The organism is Stappia sp. MMSF_3263, assembly GCF_030733745.1.
Lineage (GTDB): Bacteria > Pseudomonadota > Alphaproteobacteria > Rhizobiales > Stappiaceae > Stappia.
Genome location: NZ_JASHIK010000009.1, coordinates 13,117 through 28,214, shown reverse-complemented (window position 1 = coordinate 28,214; position 15,098 = coordinate 13,117). Strand labels below are relative to the sequence as shown.

At 66.0% G+C, this 15,098-nt stretch carries 11 protein-coding genes and 1 tRNA gene; 6 read left to right on the top strand and 6 right to left on the bottom strand.

Features of this window, described 5'->3' with window-relative positions; all coding sequences use genetic code 11:
* Positions 1-16: 16 nt before the first annotated feature.
* The 4 genes from RBB46_RS11560 to RBB46_RS11545 all read left to right on the top strand — a co-directional run bounded on the left by RBB46_RS11560 (position 17) and on the right by RBB46_RS11545 (position 6,027).
* The gene (locus tag RBB46_RS11560) at positions 17-601 is read left to right on the top strand and encodes a TetR/AcrR family transcriptional regulator (RefSeq protein ID WP_306029139.1); all 585 of its coding nucleotides are present in this window, start codon (positions 17-19) and stop codon (positions 599-601) included.
* Complete coding sequence (locus RBB46_RS11555; protein WP_306029138.1) at positions 598-1,764, top strand: efflux RND transporter periplasmic adaptor subunit; 1,167 nt, start codon at positions 598-600, stop codon at positions 1,762-1,764. Before RBB46_RS11560 ends, RBB46_RS11555 begins: the two co-directional genes overlap by 4 nt.
* Positions 1,765-1,883: 119 nt before the next feature.
* The gene (locus RBB46_RS11550) at positions 1,884-5,051 is read left to right on the top strand and encodes an efflux RND transporter permease subunit (protein ID WP_306029137.1); all 3,168 of its coding nucleotides are present in this window, start codon (positions 1,884-1,886) and stop codon (positions 5,049-5,051) included.
* Between the two features lie 349 nt (positions 5,052-5,400).
* Positions 5,401-6,027: a LysE family translocator gene (locus RBB46_RS11545; RefSeq protein ID WP_306029136.1), complete on the top strand. Its 627-nt coding sequence runs from the start codon at positions 5,401-5,403 to the stop codon at positions 6,025-6,027.
* A 169-nt stretch (positions 6,028-6,196) separates the two neighbouring features.
* Here RBB46_RS11545 and RBB46_RS11540 read toward each other — a convergent pair whose 3' ends face one another.
* The 5 genes from RBB46_RS11540 to RBB46_RS11520 all read right to left on the bottom strand — a co-directional run bounded on the left by RBB46_RS11540 (position 6,197) and on the right by RBB46_RS11520 (position 12,519).
* Entirely contained in the window at positions 6,197-7,138 is a 942-nt protein-coding gene (locus RBB46_RS11540) for a U32 family peptidase (RefSeq protein ID WP_306029135.1), read from the bottom strand.
* The gene (locus tag RBB46_RS11535) at positions 7,129-8,127 is read right to left on the bottom strand and encodes a peptidase U32 family protein (protein ID WP_306029134.1); all 999 of its coding nucleotides are present in this window, start codon (positions 8,125-8,127) and stop codon (positions 7,129-7,131) included. The genes RBB46_RS11540 and RBB46_RS11535 overlap by 10 nt, the downstream gene beginning before the upstream one ends.
* Entirely contained in the window at positions 8,124-8,675 is a 552-nt protein-coding gene (locus RBB46_RS11530; RefSeq protein ID WP_306029133.1) for an SCP2 domain-containing protein, read from the bottom strand. Before RBB46_RS11530 ends, RBB46_RS11535 begins: the two co-directional genes overlap by 4 nt.
* A gap of 170 nt (positions 8,676-8,845) precedes the next feature.
* Entirely contained in the window at positions 8,846-11,206 is a 2,361-nt protein-coding gene (locus RBB46_RS11525) for an EAL domain-containing protein (RefSeq protein ID WP_306029132.1), read from the bottom strand.
* 167 nt (positions 11,207-11,373) lie between these two features.
* On the bottom strand, positions 11,374-12,519 hold the full coding sequence (locus tag RBB46_RS11520; RefSeq protein ID WP_306029131.1) for an MFS transporter: 1,146 nt from the start codon (positions 12,517-12,519) through the stop codon (positions 11,374-11,376).
* A gap of 1,045 nt (positions 12,520-13,564) precedes the next feature.
* Between RBB46_RS11520 and RBB46_RS11515 the strand changes: the two genes are divergently transcribed.
* Both RBB46_RS11515 and RBB46_RS11510 read left to right on the top strand, forming a co-directional pair.
* Entirely contained in the window at positions 13,565-13,768 is a 204-nt protein-coding gene (locus RBB46_RS11515; protein ID WP_306029130.1) for a hypothetical protein, read from the top strand.
* Positions 13,769-13,900: 132 nt separating this feature from the next.
* A complete protein-coding gene (locus tag RBB46_RS11510) occupies positions 13,901-14,572 on the top strand; it encodes a hypothetical protein (RefSeq protein WP_306029129.1) in 672 nt (223 codons plus the stop codon).
* A gap of 385 nt (positions 14,573-14,957) precedes the next feature.
* Here the strand turns inward: RBB46_RS11510 and RBB46_RS11505 are convergent.
* Positions 14,958-15,047 (bottom strand) — tRNA-Ser (locus RBB46_RS11505).
* Positions 15,048-15,098: the final 51 nt, after the last annotated feature.

The following is a 15,098-nucleotide window of genomic DNA, read 5'->3' as shown; positions in this document are numbered from 1 at the left end:
AAATCTCTGGATCCGGATGGGACGCAAACGCACCATAGAACCCGATGCGGTTCTCGATGCTGCCGAGCAGGTCGTGATGCGCGATGGCGCGGCGCGGCTGACGCTCGATGCGGTCGCATGTGCCGCCGGCATCAGCAAGGCCAGTGTCCTTTACGACTACAAGAACAAGCAGGCCCTGATCCGGGCGGTGGTCGAACGACGGCTGGCCGCGCATCGAGCCTGTGAACGGGACGCGGCGGACGAACTCGGCAATGTGGCGGATGCCGCGATCCGGGCGCGCATTTCCGTCGCCTCCCATTCCCTGACCGACGAGGACCGCGCCGTGGCGCTCGGCCTTCTCGCATCGCTCGCCCAGGAGGCGGAGTTGCGCGAGCCGATCGCCCTTGCCTATCGCGAGCGCCTCGCCGAGGTCGAGGAGACGTCGCGCCATCCGCGCGCCGCGCTGCTCGCCTTTCTTGCCCTTGAGGGACTGATGTCCCTGGAGTGGCTTGGCCTGCACACCTGGGCGCCCGACGAGCGCGCCCGCCTGATTTCGGAGATCGGCTGGCTGGTTGACCAGAACCCAGAGCCCGCCCGTCTCCCCGAAAGGTCGACGACATGAACCGGAAACTGATCGCCGTAGTCCTGAGCGCTGCCCTTCTGGCAGGCTGCAACGAAGTCTCCAGCAAGAGCGAGGCCGGCGGGGCCAAGGCGCCGCCGCCCACCGGCGTGAGCTTCGTCGAGGTCAAGGCCGAGACGATCCCGATCACCAACGAACTGCCCGGCCGCATCGCGCCGACACGGATCGCCGAGGTGCGCCCGCGCGTCTCCGGCATCCTGGTCGAGCGGGTCTTCGAGCAGGGCTCGGTGGTCAAGGAAGGCGACGTGCTCTATCGCATCGATCCGCGGACCTTCCGCGTCGAGGTGGCGCGCGCCAAGGCGACCCTGCAGCGCGCCGAAGCGGCCCGGCTGCAGGCCAGCCAGCAGGCCGACCGGCAGAAGGAGTTGCGCGACCGCAAGGTGAGCAGCGTCCAGGCATTCGACAATGCCACCTCGCAGCTCGCCCAGGCCAATGCCGACGTGGCCCTGGCCCGCGCCGGCCTCGACGCGGCTGAGCTGAACCTGCAGTTCTCGGAAGTTCGCGCCCCGATCACGGGACGCATCGGACGGGCACAGCTGACCGAGGGCGCGCTGGTCGATCCCTCCAGCAGCGTGCTGGCGACGATCCAGCAGCTCGACCCGGTCTATGCCGATTTCACCCAGTCGGCCAACCAGCTGCTGCGCCTGCGCCGCTCGCTCGACGTCGGCGCGCTGAACGGGCCCGGCTCCGGCGAGGCCTCCGTTCGCCTGCTGCTCGATGACGGCCAGCAGTATCCGCATCCCGGCCGCCTGCTTTTCTCGGAGGCCGCGGTCGATGCCACGACCGGCCAGATCACCCTGCGCGGCGAGTTTCCCAACACGGATGGCGACCTCTTGCCGGGCATGTATGTCCGCGTCCTGATCGAACAGGGCGAGGAGGAGAACGCGGTTGCCGTGCCGCAACAGGCGGTGCAGCGCAATGCCGGCGGCCAGGCCCAGGTCTATCTGGTCGGCGCCGACGACAAGGCGGAGCTGCGCCCGGTCGAAACGGGCCGCGTCGTCGGTTCGCGCTGGGTCATCACCAAGGGGCTCGAAGCCGGCGACAAGGTGATCGTCGAGGGCTTCCAGAAGCTGCGACCCGGTGCGCCGCTCGCCGCCACCCCCTGGGCCGCCGAGGCCAAGACCGCGGAACTCTCCGCGAAGTGAACCCCGGAAGGCTCCAGGCCGCGCCAGCGCGCGGACCGGCGCCTTTCGCCATGACACAAAGGACCGGATGACGGCGCCACGGCACCGTCTCCCCTCCCGGTCCAGCAGGATGTGATCGCATGCCGTCCTTTTTCATCGACCGGCCGGTCTTTGCCTGGGTCATCGCCATCTTCATCACGCTTGCCGGCGTGATCGCGATCCCCTTCATGCCGGTTGCCCAGTACCCGACCGTCGCCCCGCCGCAGATTTCGGTGCAGACCAATTATCCGGGCGTCTCGCCCGAGGACGCCTATCTGAGCGTCACCCGGCCGATCGAGGAGGAGCTCAACGGCGTCGACGGGCTGATCTATTTCGAATCCACCTCCGAAAGCTCCGGACGGATCGCGATCACCGCGACCTTCGCCCCCGGCACCGAGATCTCGCAGGCCGCCGTCGACGTGCAGAACTCGATCCGCCGCGTCGAGCCGCGCCTGCCGCGCACCGTCACCCAGCAGGGCATCCGCATCGAGCAGGCCGGCGCCGGCTTCCTCATGGTGGTCTCCGTCACCTCCACCGACGGCTCCCTCGACGTGATCGGTCTCGGCGACTACCTGAGCCGCAACGTGCTCGGCGAGATCCGCCGCATCGACGGCGTCGGCAGTGCCCAGATGTTCGCCAGCCAGCGCTCGATGCGCATCTGGATGGACCCGGACAAGATGCTCGGCCTCAACCTGACGGCCAGCGACGTGATCGCCGCGATCCAGGCGCAGAATGCCCAGGTCGCGGCCGGGCGCATCGGCGCCCAGCCCAATCCGGTTACCCAGCAGATTTCCGCCACGGTTCTGGTCAAGGGCCAGCTGACCTCGGCCGAGGAATTCGGCTCGATCGTGCTGCGCGCCAATCCGGACGGCTCGACCGTGCGGCTGTCCGACGTCGCCCGGGTCGAGATCGGCGGTGAAAGCTACAATTTCTCCACCCGCCTGAACGGCCAGCCGAGCGCGGCCATCGGCGTGCAGCTGTCCTCCACCGGTAACGCGATGGCGACCTCGGCGGCGGTGCGCGCCAAGATGGAGGAACTCGGCCAGTTCTTCCCCGAAGGCATCGCCTACGAGATTCCCTACGACACCTCCCCCTTCGTCGAGGCGTCGATCGAGAAGGTGATCCATACGCTGCTCGAGGCGGTCGGCCTCGTCTTCGTGGTGATGTTCCTGTTCCTGCAGAGCTTCCGCTACACGGTCATTCCGACGCTGGTGGTGCCCGTCGCCCTGCTCGGCACATGCGCGGTGATGCTCGCCGCCGGCTTCTCGATCAACGTGCTGACCATGTTCGCCATGGTGCTTGCCATCGGCATCCTCGTCGACGACGCCATCGTCGTGGTCGAGAATGTCGAACGCATCATGGCCGAGGAAGGCCTGTCGCCCCGCGCTGCCACCCGCAAGGCGATGTCGCAGATCTCCGGCGCCATCATCGGCATCACCCTGGTGCTGACCGCCGTGTTCATTCCGATGGCCTTCTTTCCCGGCGCCGTCGGCATCATCTACCAGCAGTTCAGCCTGACCATGGTCGTGTCGATCCTGTTCTCCGGCTTCCTGGCGCTGTCCTTCACGCCGGCGCTCTGCGCCAGCATGCTGAAGCCGATCCCGCAGGGACATCACGAGAAGAAGGGCTTCTTCGGCTGGTTCAATCGCGGCTTCAACCGCACGACCAAGGGCTACAGCTCCACCGTCGGCTGGCTGTCGCGCCGGGCGGGGCGGATGATGGTCATCTATCTCGCCCTGCTTGTCGGCCTTGGCTGGGCCTTCACCCGCCTGCCCTCCTCCTTCCTTCCGAACGAGGACCAGGGCTACCTCCTGGTCAACATCCAGGCGCCGCCCGAGGCCAGCGCCAACCGGACGCTGGAAGTGATCCAGCATGTCGAGGAGATTTTCGGCAAGGAAAGCGCCGTCTCGCGCATTGTCGGCATTCTCGGCTTCTCCTTCTCCGGCACCGGCCAGAACGCGGGCCTTGCCTTCGTCACGCTGAAGGACTGGTCCGAGCGCGGGCCTCAGGATTCTGCCGCCGCCATCGCCGGTCGCGGCAACGGCCAGCTGTTCGGGCTGAAGGACGCGATCTCCTTCGCCCTGTCGCCGCCGGCGATCCAGGGCCTGGGCACCTCGAACGGCTTCTCCTTCCGCCTCCAGGATCGTGGCGGCCGGGGCACCGACGCGCTTGCCGCCGCCCGCGACCAGCTGATGGGCGCGGCCGGCCAGAGCCCGATCATCGCCGGCCTGCGCATCGACGGACTGCCCGACGCGGCGCAGGTCAATCTCGAGATCGACCGCGAGAAGGCCAATGCCTTCGGCGTCGCCTTCGCCGATATCAACGCCACCATCTCGGCTCATCTGGGGTCGAGCTATGTCAACGACTTCCCCAATTCCGGCCGCATGCAGCGGGTCACCGTCCAGGCCGGCGAGGACGCCCGCATGCAGACGGACGACCTGCTGAAGCTGACGGTGCGCAACGCCAATGGCGGCATGGTGCCCCTGTCGGCCTTCGCCACGGTCAGCTGGGTCAAGGGCCCCTCGCAGATCGTCGGCTACAACGGCTATCCCTCGATCCGCATTTCCGGGCAGGCGGCGCCGGGCTACTCCTCCGGCGAGGCCATCGCCGAAATGGAGCGGATCGCCGCCTCGCTGCCGGCCGGCTTCGGCTATGAATGGACCGGCCAGTCGCTGCAGGAGATCCAGTCGGGTTCGCAGGCGCCCTTCCTGATCGGGCTGAGCATCCTGTTCGTCTTCCTGCTGCTTGCCGCGCTCTATGAAAGCTGGTCGATCCCCTTCGCCGTGATGCTGGTGGTGCCGCTCGGCGTCATCGGTTCGGTCATCGCGGTGACCTTGCGCGGCATGCCGAACGACGTCTATTTCACCGTCGGCCTGATCGCCATCGTCGGCCTCTCCGCCAAGAACGCGATCCTCATCATCGAGTTCGCCAAGGACCTGATGGCGGAAGGACGGACCATGTTCGAGGCCACCGTCGAGGCGGCGCATCTGCGCTTCCGTCCTATCCTGATGACCTCGCTCGCCTTCACCCTCGGCGTGACGCCGCTGGCGATCGCCACGGGCGCCAGCGCCGGCAGCCAGAACGCCATCGGCACCGGCGTGATGGGCGGCATGATCTCGGGCACGGTGCTGGCGATCTTCTTCGTGCCGGTCTTCTACGTCTTCGTCATGCGGCTGTTCGCCCGCATCCCGATCGACGGCAAGCTGAAGCCGCGCATCGACGAGGACCATCCGGCGCCCGCCACGGCGGACAAGACCCCGGCCGAATAGACGCCGCTCGCGAACCCGTCGACCTGGCGGGGACAGGCACGACGGCCGCCGGGGACAGCTCGGGCGGCCGTCGCCGTTTCAGGCCGGAAGGCCGACCCCGCGTCATCCGCCTGCAGCGTGCAATTTCGAAAATAAATGAATCAATTATTCGAAAATCCTGCGCAAGAATTGTCCGAACTTGTCCAAACTCCGCTCCTTCGCGGCAGGATTCAGACCCGATCGGGCCGTTCGCCGGACCGCGTCCGGCCGCTCCGAAATCCGCTTCCTATCCGGTCCGGGCCGCGCTAGCGTTGCGACCGGCCGGGCAGGTTCGGGAAAATGCCGGCCGACCCTTTTCCGGGAGGGAAGCATGAGCGCCGAATTGTGGTTCGTCTTTGTTCTGTCCGCCATCGCCCTGTCGCTGACGCCGGGGCCGAACGGCCTGCTCTGCCTCGATCACGGCGTACGGTACGGGCTTGCCCGCAGCGTCTTCACCGCGCTCGGCGCGGTGGCCGGCATGAGCCTCTTGATCGGCGCCTCGCTTGCCGGTCTGGGCGCCGTCATGCAGACCTCGGAGCTGCTCTTCACGGTGGTCAAATGGGTGGGCGCGGCCTATCTCGTTTGGCTCGGCATCCGGCTGTGGCGAGCGCCGGGCTTTTCCGCCGCCGCGGTCGACAATGCTGCGGCCGCGGCCCGGCCGATCTCCCGGCGACGCGCCTTCACGCAGGGGCTTCTGGTCGCCGTCTCCAACCCCAAGGCCTTGATCTTCTTCGCGACTTTCCTGCCGCAGTTCATGCAGCCGGGCCAGTCTCTGTGGCTGCAATTCGTCGTCTTTGCCGGCACCTACGGGGTCATCGAGTTCACCTATGAGGTGGTTCTGGCAGGGGCTGCCGGCCGGCTCGCACCCTGGCTGGAGCGCTGGGGCCGGGTCTTCAACCGGATCACCGGCGGCGCCTTTGTCGGGGTCGGGGCGATGGTCGCCGCGACGCAGCGCTAGGCCGCCTTTCGAAGCCTCCGGAGCAGCGGCATGCCGACCGCCTTGCCCGATCCGGATTTTTGTCGCCGCAGAAGCGGCGATGCGCCAGCATATCCGCGCCTCCCGCCGCAAACGGCTGGCCCTTTTGAACGGGTCCGACTGGTCCGCCTGAGCACGGACAGCACCGCCCTTACCGGTCAGCCATGGCCGCCGCATCCGCCGCGATCTTCCGGTAGCCGGCGACGCCATGATAAAACCCGTTGCTGAACCGCGTGCCCGGACACAGGCCGACGAGTTCCGCTTCCGCCTCGGCCGGGTCCTTGCGACCGTCGAGGCAGTCGCGAAAGGCACGCGCCACGCCAACCATGTCCACCGCCTGCGGCATCAGGCGCAGATGTCCGACACCGGCCTTTGCCAGCGCACCGGCCTCACCCACCAGGCAGACATAGCTTTCCGACAGCGTCTGGATGCCGTTCACCCTCAGGAACGGCCGGCCGTCACGGGTCGCCAGCGGCATACCGTCGGCGTCTTCCTCGCACACGAACTGGCAATTGTCCTTGGTCCGGCCATGGGCGCGGGCGTGATAGCAACGGGCCGAGACGGCGAGCGGCGCACGGCCGAAGACCTGGTATTCGACCTCGACGCCGAGAGCTGCCGCTGCCCGTGCGGCGACCGCGATCGCCTCACCCGGCAGTTCCGCCGGCAGGCAGACATGGGTCGCGCCGCCGCGCGCCAGCCACGCGATCGCGTCCTCGTTATAGGCGTTCATGAAGGGGCCGACACGGTGCGGCCGGCCGGCCCGCGCCAGCAACCCGGCGGCATTGTTGATCTCGATCTCGACGCCGTCCATGTCGGCGAGATCGGCCGTCGCCTTGCGCTCGCGCGTCAGCATCACCTCGGCCAGCGACGACAGCACCACGCGCTTGCCGCCACGCTCCAGCCGCTCGGCCGTCTCCGGGATCTCGGTCTCGAAGAAGGGCGCGCGCTTGGAGCAGATCACCTCGCCGAGATAGACGGTTGCAACGGGCGCCTCGTCGGCGATGCGGGCGTAGAAATCCCGCTTTTCCTCGCGTGACCAGTGAAAGGGAATGGGTCCGAGCGTCAATTCCGCCTGCATGCCGGTCACCGCCATTTCTTCGTCCGGAAGGCGCCTTGCGTCTCCTTCTGCCCCTCCGTCAGGGCGACCAGATCGGCAAGATCGGGAGCGACCCCGGCACGAATGTCGTCGACGGCACGCCGGAAGGCGGAGACGACGGATCGCACATAGCTTTTCGAGCGTTGCCGGCCCTCGATCTTGAAAGCATGTACGCCGGCGGCGACCAGTTCGGGCAGCATCCGCGCAAGGTTGAGGCTGACCGGCTCCTCGAAGGCGTAGTAGCCCTCGGCCCGGTGCGGCGCCAGGTAGCGCCCCTTGCAGATGGTCGGGTATCCGGCCTTCTCGTCGGGAGCAAAACGGTCGATGGTGACGCCGCCGAGGCAGCTCGACATGGATCCGTCGGCAGAGCGGACATACTCGACGTCGGAGGCGGGCGAACAGACCCCGTCCATGTTCGTCGACTGGCCCGTGACATAATTGGTCAGGCTGCAGCGCCCCTCCACCATCAGCCCGTGATTGCCGAAGACGAAGGTCTCGATCTCGCACGGGATCTCCTTGCGGATCGCCCGGATCTCCGGGATCGTCAGGATGCGCGGCAGCACCACCCGGCGCACGCCGAAGCTCTCGCAATAATAGCGGATCGCCTCGGGACTGGAGGCCGCCGCCTGCACCGACAGATGCAGCCGTGTGCCGGGATGGGTGCGGGCAACGTGATCGGCGACCCCCATGTCGGCAACGATGAAGGCATCGACGCCGAGCCGCGCGCCGGTCTCCGCCGCCTCGCGCCACAGAGCGGTCTTTCCGGCAGGCGGGTAGGTGTTGAGCGCCAGCAGCACCTTGGCGCCGCCTCGGTGGGCGTAGGCGACCGCCTCGGCAAGTTCCTCCGGGGTGAAGTTGAGGCCGGGAAAGTTGCGGGCGTTGGTGGCGTTGCGAAAGCCGCAATAGACGGCGTCGGCGCCCGCGTCGACGGCGGTGCGCAGGGCGGCCGGCGTACCGGCGGGGCAGACAAGCTCGGCCTGTGTCACGCGAGCGTCCCCCCGGCCTGGTCCTCGTAGCGGCGGCGCAACTGCGCCAGCACGGCGCGCCCGGGCGCGCCGAACATCGCCGCCGTTTCCTCGGCGAGCGAACCGTCCATGTCGTCGAGCGCATTGCGCAGGCGTACCACGGCCTCGGTGTTGCCGGTGACCGTCAGGTCGCGCGAGAAGAAGACGGCATCGCCATCCTCCTGCGCGTCGACGAGTTGCAGCAACAGCAGGAAACGGCCACGGATCGTGGCGCCGGCCACGGGCTCGCGGTCGCGCGGCACGGCGCGCAGGACCAGAGCCCGCGGATCAGGGCGCAGATGCAGCGCGAAAGGGAGATCGAGCGGGTCGATGACGTAGTCGGTGGTCCGATGCTCGCCGAGCCGGTCGAACAGCTCCGGGTGACGGGAGGCGACCTGCCCGACGATACGGCCGAGCAGCGGCTGCAGCAGCAGGCAGACCAGCGGCGCGGCGCGCGCGCCAAGGCGCGCCAGGCCGGTGGCCGGCAAGGTGATCGCAGGGGAGGCGGCAGGGGTGTCTGGTTCGCTCATGGGGGCGAACGCTAGCCGGGGCGTGCCCCATGTGAATTGACATATATCAAGTGACAAACGCCTTAAACGTTCACTGCGACGGAACGCCGCCGGGTGAACGAGGCCTTGTCGCACCAGGACGGGACGGCGGCGCGGCGGGATGCCGCACCGGCCTGAGTTCCGACCTCGCCTTATCCGGCCGACTTCAAGGGCGGAGCCGCCTCCGCGGTGCCTGCGACCACCGGCACCCTGCTCTCGGCGGGCCGGCCGACAAGATAGCCCTGGGCTTCGGAGCAGCCTTCCTGCTCGAGAAATGCCAGCTGCGCCTGCGTCTCCACGCCTTCCGCCAGGACCGGAATATGCAGGCTGTCGCCGAGCGCCAGAACCGCCCGGATCATGGCACAGGCCTGCGGCCCCTTGTCGAGATCGTCCATGAACGACTTGTCGAGCTTGATCTTGTCGAACGGGAAGGCGCGCAGCGTCGAGAGAGACGAATAGCCGGTGCCGAAATCGTCCATCGCGATCGAGACGCCGAGCGCCTTGATGCGCCGCAGAATGTGAAGCGTGCGCTCGGTGTCGTGAATCAGCGAGGTTTCGGTGATCTCGATCTCGAGCCGGCTGGGAGAAAGGCCGCTTTCGATCAGGATTTCATGGATCGTGTCCGGCAGTTCGGTGTTGCCGAGCTGCAGCGCGGACATGTTGACCGCGATCTTGTGCCGCTCCGCCCAGGAGGCCGCCTCGTGACAGGCGGCGCGCAGCACCCAGTCGCCGATCGGCAGGATCAGGCCGGTGTCCTCGGCCACCGGAATGAACTGCAGCGGCGGCACCACACCGCGCTCGGGATGACGCCAACGCAGCAGCGCCTCGTAGCCGGTGATCTCGCTGTTATGGATGGAAATCTGCGGCTGAAACACCAGGAAGAACTGCTCCTCGGCAAGCGCCGTGCGCAACTGCAGGGCCATCGCCCGCCGCTCGCGGACACGCTTGTCCATTTCCTCCTCGTAGAAGCAGACCGCCTCCGAATGGGAGCCCTTGGCGCGATACATGGCAAGGTCTGCATTGTTCATCAGCATCGCCGGGCTCGCCGCATCGTCGGGATAGAGCGAGATGCCGATCGAGGCGCCGCAGGTCAGGTCGGCATGCTCGTAGACGACAGTGACGAAGAGTTCGCGCTCCAGCCGCGAGGCGAGGCAGAGGGCCTGTTCGCGGTCGCTCACCAGGGCGGAGGCGACGAACTCGTCGCCGCCGAGCCGGGCGACGAAGGCGTCCTTACCGACGGCGACGCGCATTCTCTCCGCCAGCACGCGCAGGACATGATCGCCGGCCGCATGGCCATGAACGTCGTTCACCTCCTTGAAGCGGTCGAGGTCGATCGCAAACAGCGCGATCCCGGAGCCGGCCGGGCAGGTCGCGATCAGGTCGTCGAGATGCTCGAGGAAGGAGGAACGGTTGGGCAGGCCCGTCAGGTTGTCGAAGCTGGCGAGATAGGTGATCTTCTCTTCCTGCGCGAGGCGCTGGCGCAGGTCCCGCACCGAATAGTAGCGGTTGCCGTGCTCGGTCCTGTCGTCGCGATCGTCGCGGGCGGCGACCTCCACCGGCACGTCCTGCCCGTCGGCGGTGAAGAGCCTCGCGCGCACCAGGTGGTCGGCGGTCGCGGGCCCGTTCGGCACCAGTTCGGCGAAGGAGCGGCCGACGATGCCGTCGCGTGGCTGCCCGAAAAGCAGCACGAAGGCCTCGTTGCAATCGACGATCCGGCCGGCCGTCTCGATGACGATGCCGTCGACGGAACTTTCCAGGATCTGCTTGGCGCGCGCCTTCGAGCGCAGTGACGCCTGCCGGTCGAGCAGGTGACTGGCAAGGCCGGTGCCCAGCACCAGCAGGCCGACGCCGGCCACCGCCACCGCCAGCGCGCCATAGGCGTCGTTGCTGGTCGGCATGCCGGGCTCGGGAACGGCCGGGATGATGCCGACCGCGGCCATCCCGGTGAAATGCAAGGCAACGATCGAGGCGGTCAGGACGGCGGCACCCGCGACTTCCCGCATCTGCGGGCTGCCGGCACGGGTTGCGGCGGCGAAGGCGCCCGCCCCCAGCAGCAGCGACAGGAGCACCGACACGGCGACATAGGCGACGTCCCAGACAATCGCCCCGTCGACGCTGAAGGCGGCCATTCCGGTATAGTGCATCGCGGCGACGCCGAGGCCGAACAGGGCACCGCCCGCACCGGCCGAGAAGCGTGACCGGCCGCACGCGACCGCAAGGCTTGCCGAGGTGAAGACGACGGCGACCAGAAGCGACAGGCCGGTCAGCATCGGCTCGTAGGAGACGGGCACGCCGGGCCTGTAGGCGAGCATGGCGACGAAATGGGTGCACCAGACCGTCGAGCCGGCGGCCACCGCGCCGAGGAAGATCCAGAACGGCTTTGCCTCGCGCTCGGCCGCCTTGGTTCTCAGGAACAGGCGGATGGTGATCCAGGTGCCCAGCACGCAGATGGCGGCGGCCAGAGTGACCAGCCAGAGATCATGCTCGGTGAACAGACAGACGAAGAAGCGCACGGAAAACCCTCACAAAAGACGCATGGCACTTTTGACGGGGCACCTTTCATTTCCCTTAACTTTCCGCCCCGGCGCCGCATGCCGGGCCATCACGATTTGCGGAGCCCGGACGCCGGGCAAGGCACCCGCCAACGGATGGCGGGTGCCCCTTTCCGCTTTCGGATGCGCTAGCCGGCGACAATCCGCACGGCGATCGCCTGCAGGGCGAACAGGCCCGCCAGGAAGACGAAGCCGAGGAACGGGGAGCCGGCCGCCGCAGCACCGACCGCCAACGGTCCGAGCATGCAACCTGCCGCCCAGAAGAAATAGTAACTCCCCGATACCGCCCCCTTCAGCGTGTCCGGCACACTTCCGGTCAACTCGGCCATCGACACCACGCAGAAGACGCCGAGGCCGATCCCCGCCAGCCCGAGGGGCAAGTAGACCCAAGCCCCCGGCACCAGTGGCAGCGACGCCATGCCGGCCGCCGCAAGCGCCATCCCCCAGACCATGAATCCATGCCTTCCGATGCGGTCCGAGAGAAGGCCGGCACCGACCTGTGCGAGGCTCACGGTCGCGTAGAACAGCACGAAGTGAAGGCTGATCCCCACAGTGCCGAAGTCGTGCGTGCGGACGAGGGATACCGGCAACACGCTGATGAAGACGCCGTAGCCCGCCCCGTAGAGCAGCACGCCGGCGAGAAGGACCACGGCGGTCTTCGCCCGCAAGAGCGACAGGAATTGCCGCGCTCCGGTTCCGCCGCGGCCGACCGCTGACGACGCAGCCGGAACCGCTCCTGGAAAGAGCATCACCAGCGCACCCGCGACGAGGCAAAGCACGGCAAACAGGACGAAGGGCTGACGCCCCTGACCGTCGGGCGCGACCAGCAGGCCGAGCAGGGGACCGGCGGCAAGTCCGATATGGATCGCCGCGTTGTAGATGCCGATGGCACGTCCCCTTGCCTCGGGATAGGCGGCCGCGAGAACGGCCGGTCCCAACGCCCAGACAGGTGCTTCGCCAAGCCCCTGGATGGCGCGGCCGAGATAGATGCCGGCCGCCGTTTCGGTGGTGACGAAGACCACGCCCGACAGGGCGCAGAGCAGGTACCCGGTCACCAGGAAAGGCCTGGCACCAAGCCGGTCGGAGAGGATTGCCACGGGAAGCTGCGCCAGCAAATAGGCAAGGGCGAAAACGGCGGCCACCAGGCCGACGCTCTCGAGCGTGCCCGTCGTCGCGTAGACGCGTTGCGGCAGGAGCGCCACGATCATTCCCACGCCCAGCATGAGGAGCGTCGCGGACAGGGTCAGTACAGCAAGTGGAGAAAATCTAGACATGGATTTTGGCTTCTCGTCAGCCACGCGACCGGGCCGACGCCGCGGCCTGGTGGCCGGGCGCGCGCAACAATCGCGTCATTGAAAGAAATTCGGTAGGACGAGAGAACGCGCAAGGCATCGCGCCCCGCCGCGCAGGCGGGGTCTGCCGGGATCGGTTCGAACTCTCGCCGGGGCGTCGACCCTGCGCGTTTCAGAACGCGCCGAGGCGCCCTAGCGCACGCGAGGTGGTGGCGAGACCGAGAAGAAGGAGGAAACCGCAATCATCTGGAACAGACTTCCTGAAAGATCCTGATGCGGGACACGGTAGGGTCTGCGGAGCGGAATGTAAACGCAGGGCAATGTCTTCGCCTCCCCGCAAGGGATGCGCGCATTGCGATCTGTCGAAGACCGGGAAAACGGCGGGCCGAAGCCGGCGAAAACGAGACCCACACCCGGGCCATGGCCTCGCAAGATGAGCGAATCGACCCGATGGCCTGGCGTCGCACGGCAATCAGAACTTTCGAAGCGGGTTTTCACGCCCGGCACGCCCGGCGCGGCAACTGTTCGGCCGGTTGCCAAACCGTCAACTAGCGTCTCAATCGCCATAGCTGATAGAGCGAGAAACAAGACATCAGTACAGCCAAGGGGAGCCAAATCAGTTTTGACTGCTCCGAATAGACCACCCCGGCATCGCTGTCGAAGCACACGCCCAGTTCATTAAAACAGTCAAGCCATTTGAAATAGAACGAATAACAAGCAAACCAGAAGATGGCAGACAGTCCCAGTGACGCCATAAAAAGAAGTTTTCGCAACGCAGCTTCCATTTCACGAACATATCGCTGACGCCCAAAAACTCAATGTCTGAAAATCCGTGTGGCCGTCCTTTGTTGTCTCGACTGCGTATGCCTGTTTGGCCGCGGACGCTGGCAATACCGAACGGAAACAATGCCATTCCTGGCAGAGAGTGAGCGGCGGCACACGGGCCATTACATGCGACGGCCGGTGGAGATCTGGGGGAGACAGTTCGAACCCGCGGGATTCGCAAGGCGAAGAGCCGTCCAGGCTCATGCGGGACTTCGACCGGGGAAGAGCCCGAAGGGCCACAGCACGAAGTCAAGAAATGGCGGGGAGCCGAGGAGAAATTTCGAACCGCCTTGGTTATCTTGAAGACGATCTTTTCAAGGAACTGGAGCATTGGGAAGCGATATTGAATGAGCTGCCTGATTTCGATGTGAATGAAAACTGCATACCAATCCAGGAGCCCAATTGAAGATGTAGTGAACGGTAGTTTCGGGGCCGCGAGCGGTCATTCCCAGCAGAATAATTTGCGTGTAAATCAGATATTCAATCCTATCGCGGGATAGGCAGAATTTCGACTAGCGGACCGTAGTGGAGGGCTCGATTGCAGACGGACGATCTTCCCAACTACCGCTTCACCGCGAAGATCCCGGGGTATCGCGATACCCCGCAAAAGGTCGAGATGGCCTACGTCATCGAGCACCGGGGCCTCTCGGTGATGCGAGGGGGGGCCGTCCGCCTCGTCCCGTGGACGTCGCTTCGATTCCTGCACCTTCACGTCACGAGTGGGGTCGGCACCACTGGCTTTCCAGTCTACAGCGCGCGTCTAAGGACGCTTTTCACGTCATGGGAAATCTCCTCGCTCGATTGGCCCGGAGAAGCGGCGGTCGATCGATCCGCGGAGTACGTTCGCTTCATGGAAGAACTGATTCCGGTTGCGGCCGCACGGAACCCACCGCTCCGCTTGCGATACGGCGGCGACCCGTTGTTAGAAACGGTGATGCCGCTGGTGCTGAGCCTCATCGTAGCCCCGCTCATTTTCCTCCCATTCTTGATCCTAAAGGTGCCGGCCGGTTTTCTTGCAATCGCGGGGAAGAAGTCCCTTGGGAAGCTCGTGGCGGGGCTTTTTAGCGCAGGGTTCGGCGTGGTGTTGAACGCGCTCCCCTGGTCCAGCGGGAAACCCTTCGAGGCGCACGATCTGCCTGCGGCCGAACTCCCGATGAGATATCGAGAAGGTGCCGTCTACAAGGGTCATGTCGATCTTGACCAACGGTGACGCACTAGCCCTCCATTATTACTCTCGGGAACCTCGCGCATAGCGGCTTGGCTGGCACACGCAACGTCGCCTTTGCCCGTTCAGACCCTGAAGCCGTCCGGGCGCTAACCATCCCCCCCACGACATTGAGCCCAAACACGGACACGGCTGCTTTGGGGGAAATTTCCGGTCTGCGTGAACGGCCGCAATGGGGCGCATAGTCGCCATTCGTTTGTGTGTGTCTAAAGGTTAACATGGGGCGCAAAGCGTCTGATTAAGAGTTTTTGCGTTTTCGCCCGGAGAACGCCCGCTTATAAAAGTAGGCAGGATTATCGTGTCTCGAAAATCTAGCAACTTTGCTCTAGTGGGATCACTCACACCGGAGACAATATCGATTTATGGAAAATGGCGGAGAGAGAGGGATTCGAACCCTCGGAACGCTTGCGCGCTCAACGGTTTTCGAGACCGCCCCGTTCAACCACTCCGGCACCTCTCCGCATTGACGAGATGTCGTGGTCTCAAAGTGCGACGGTACATATCGAAGTGC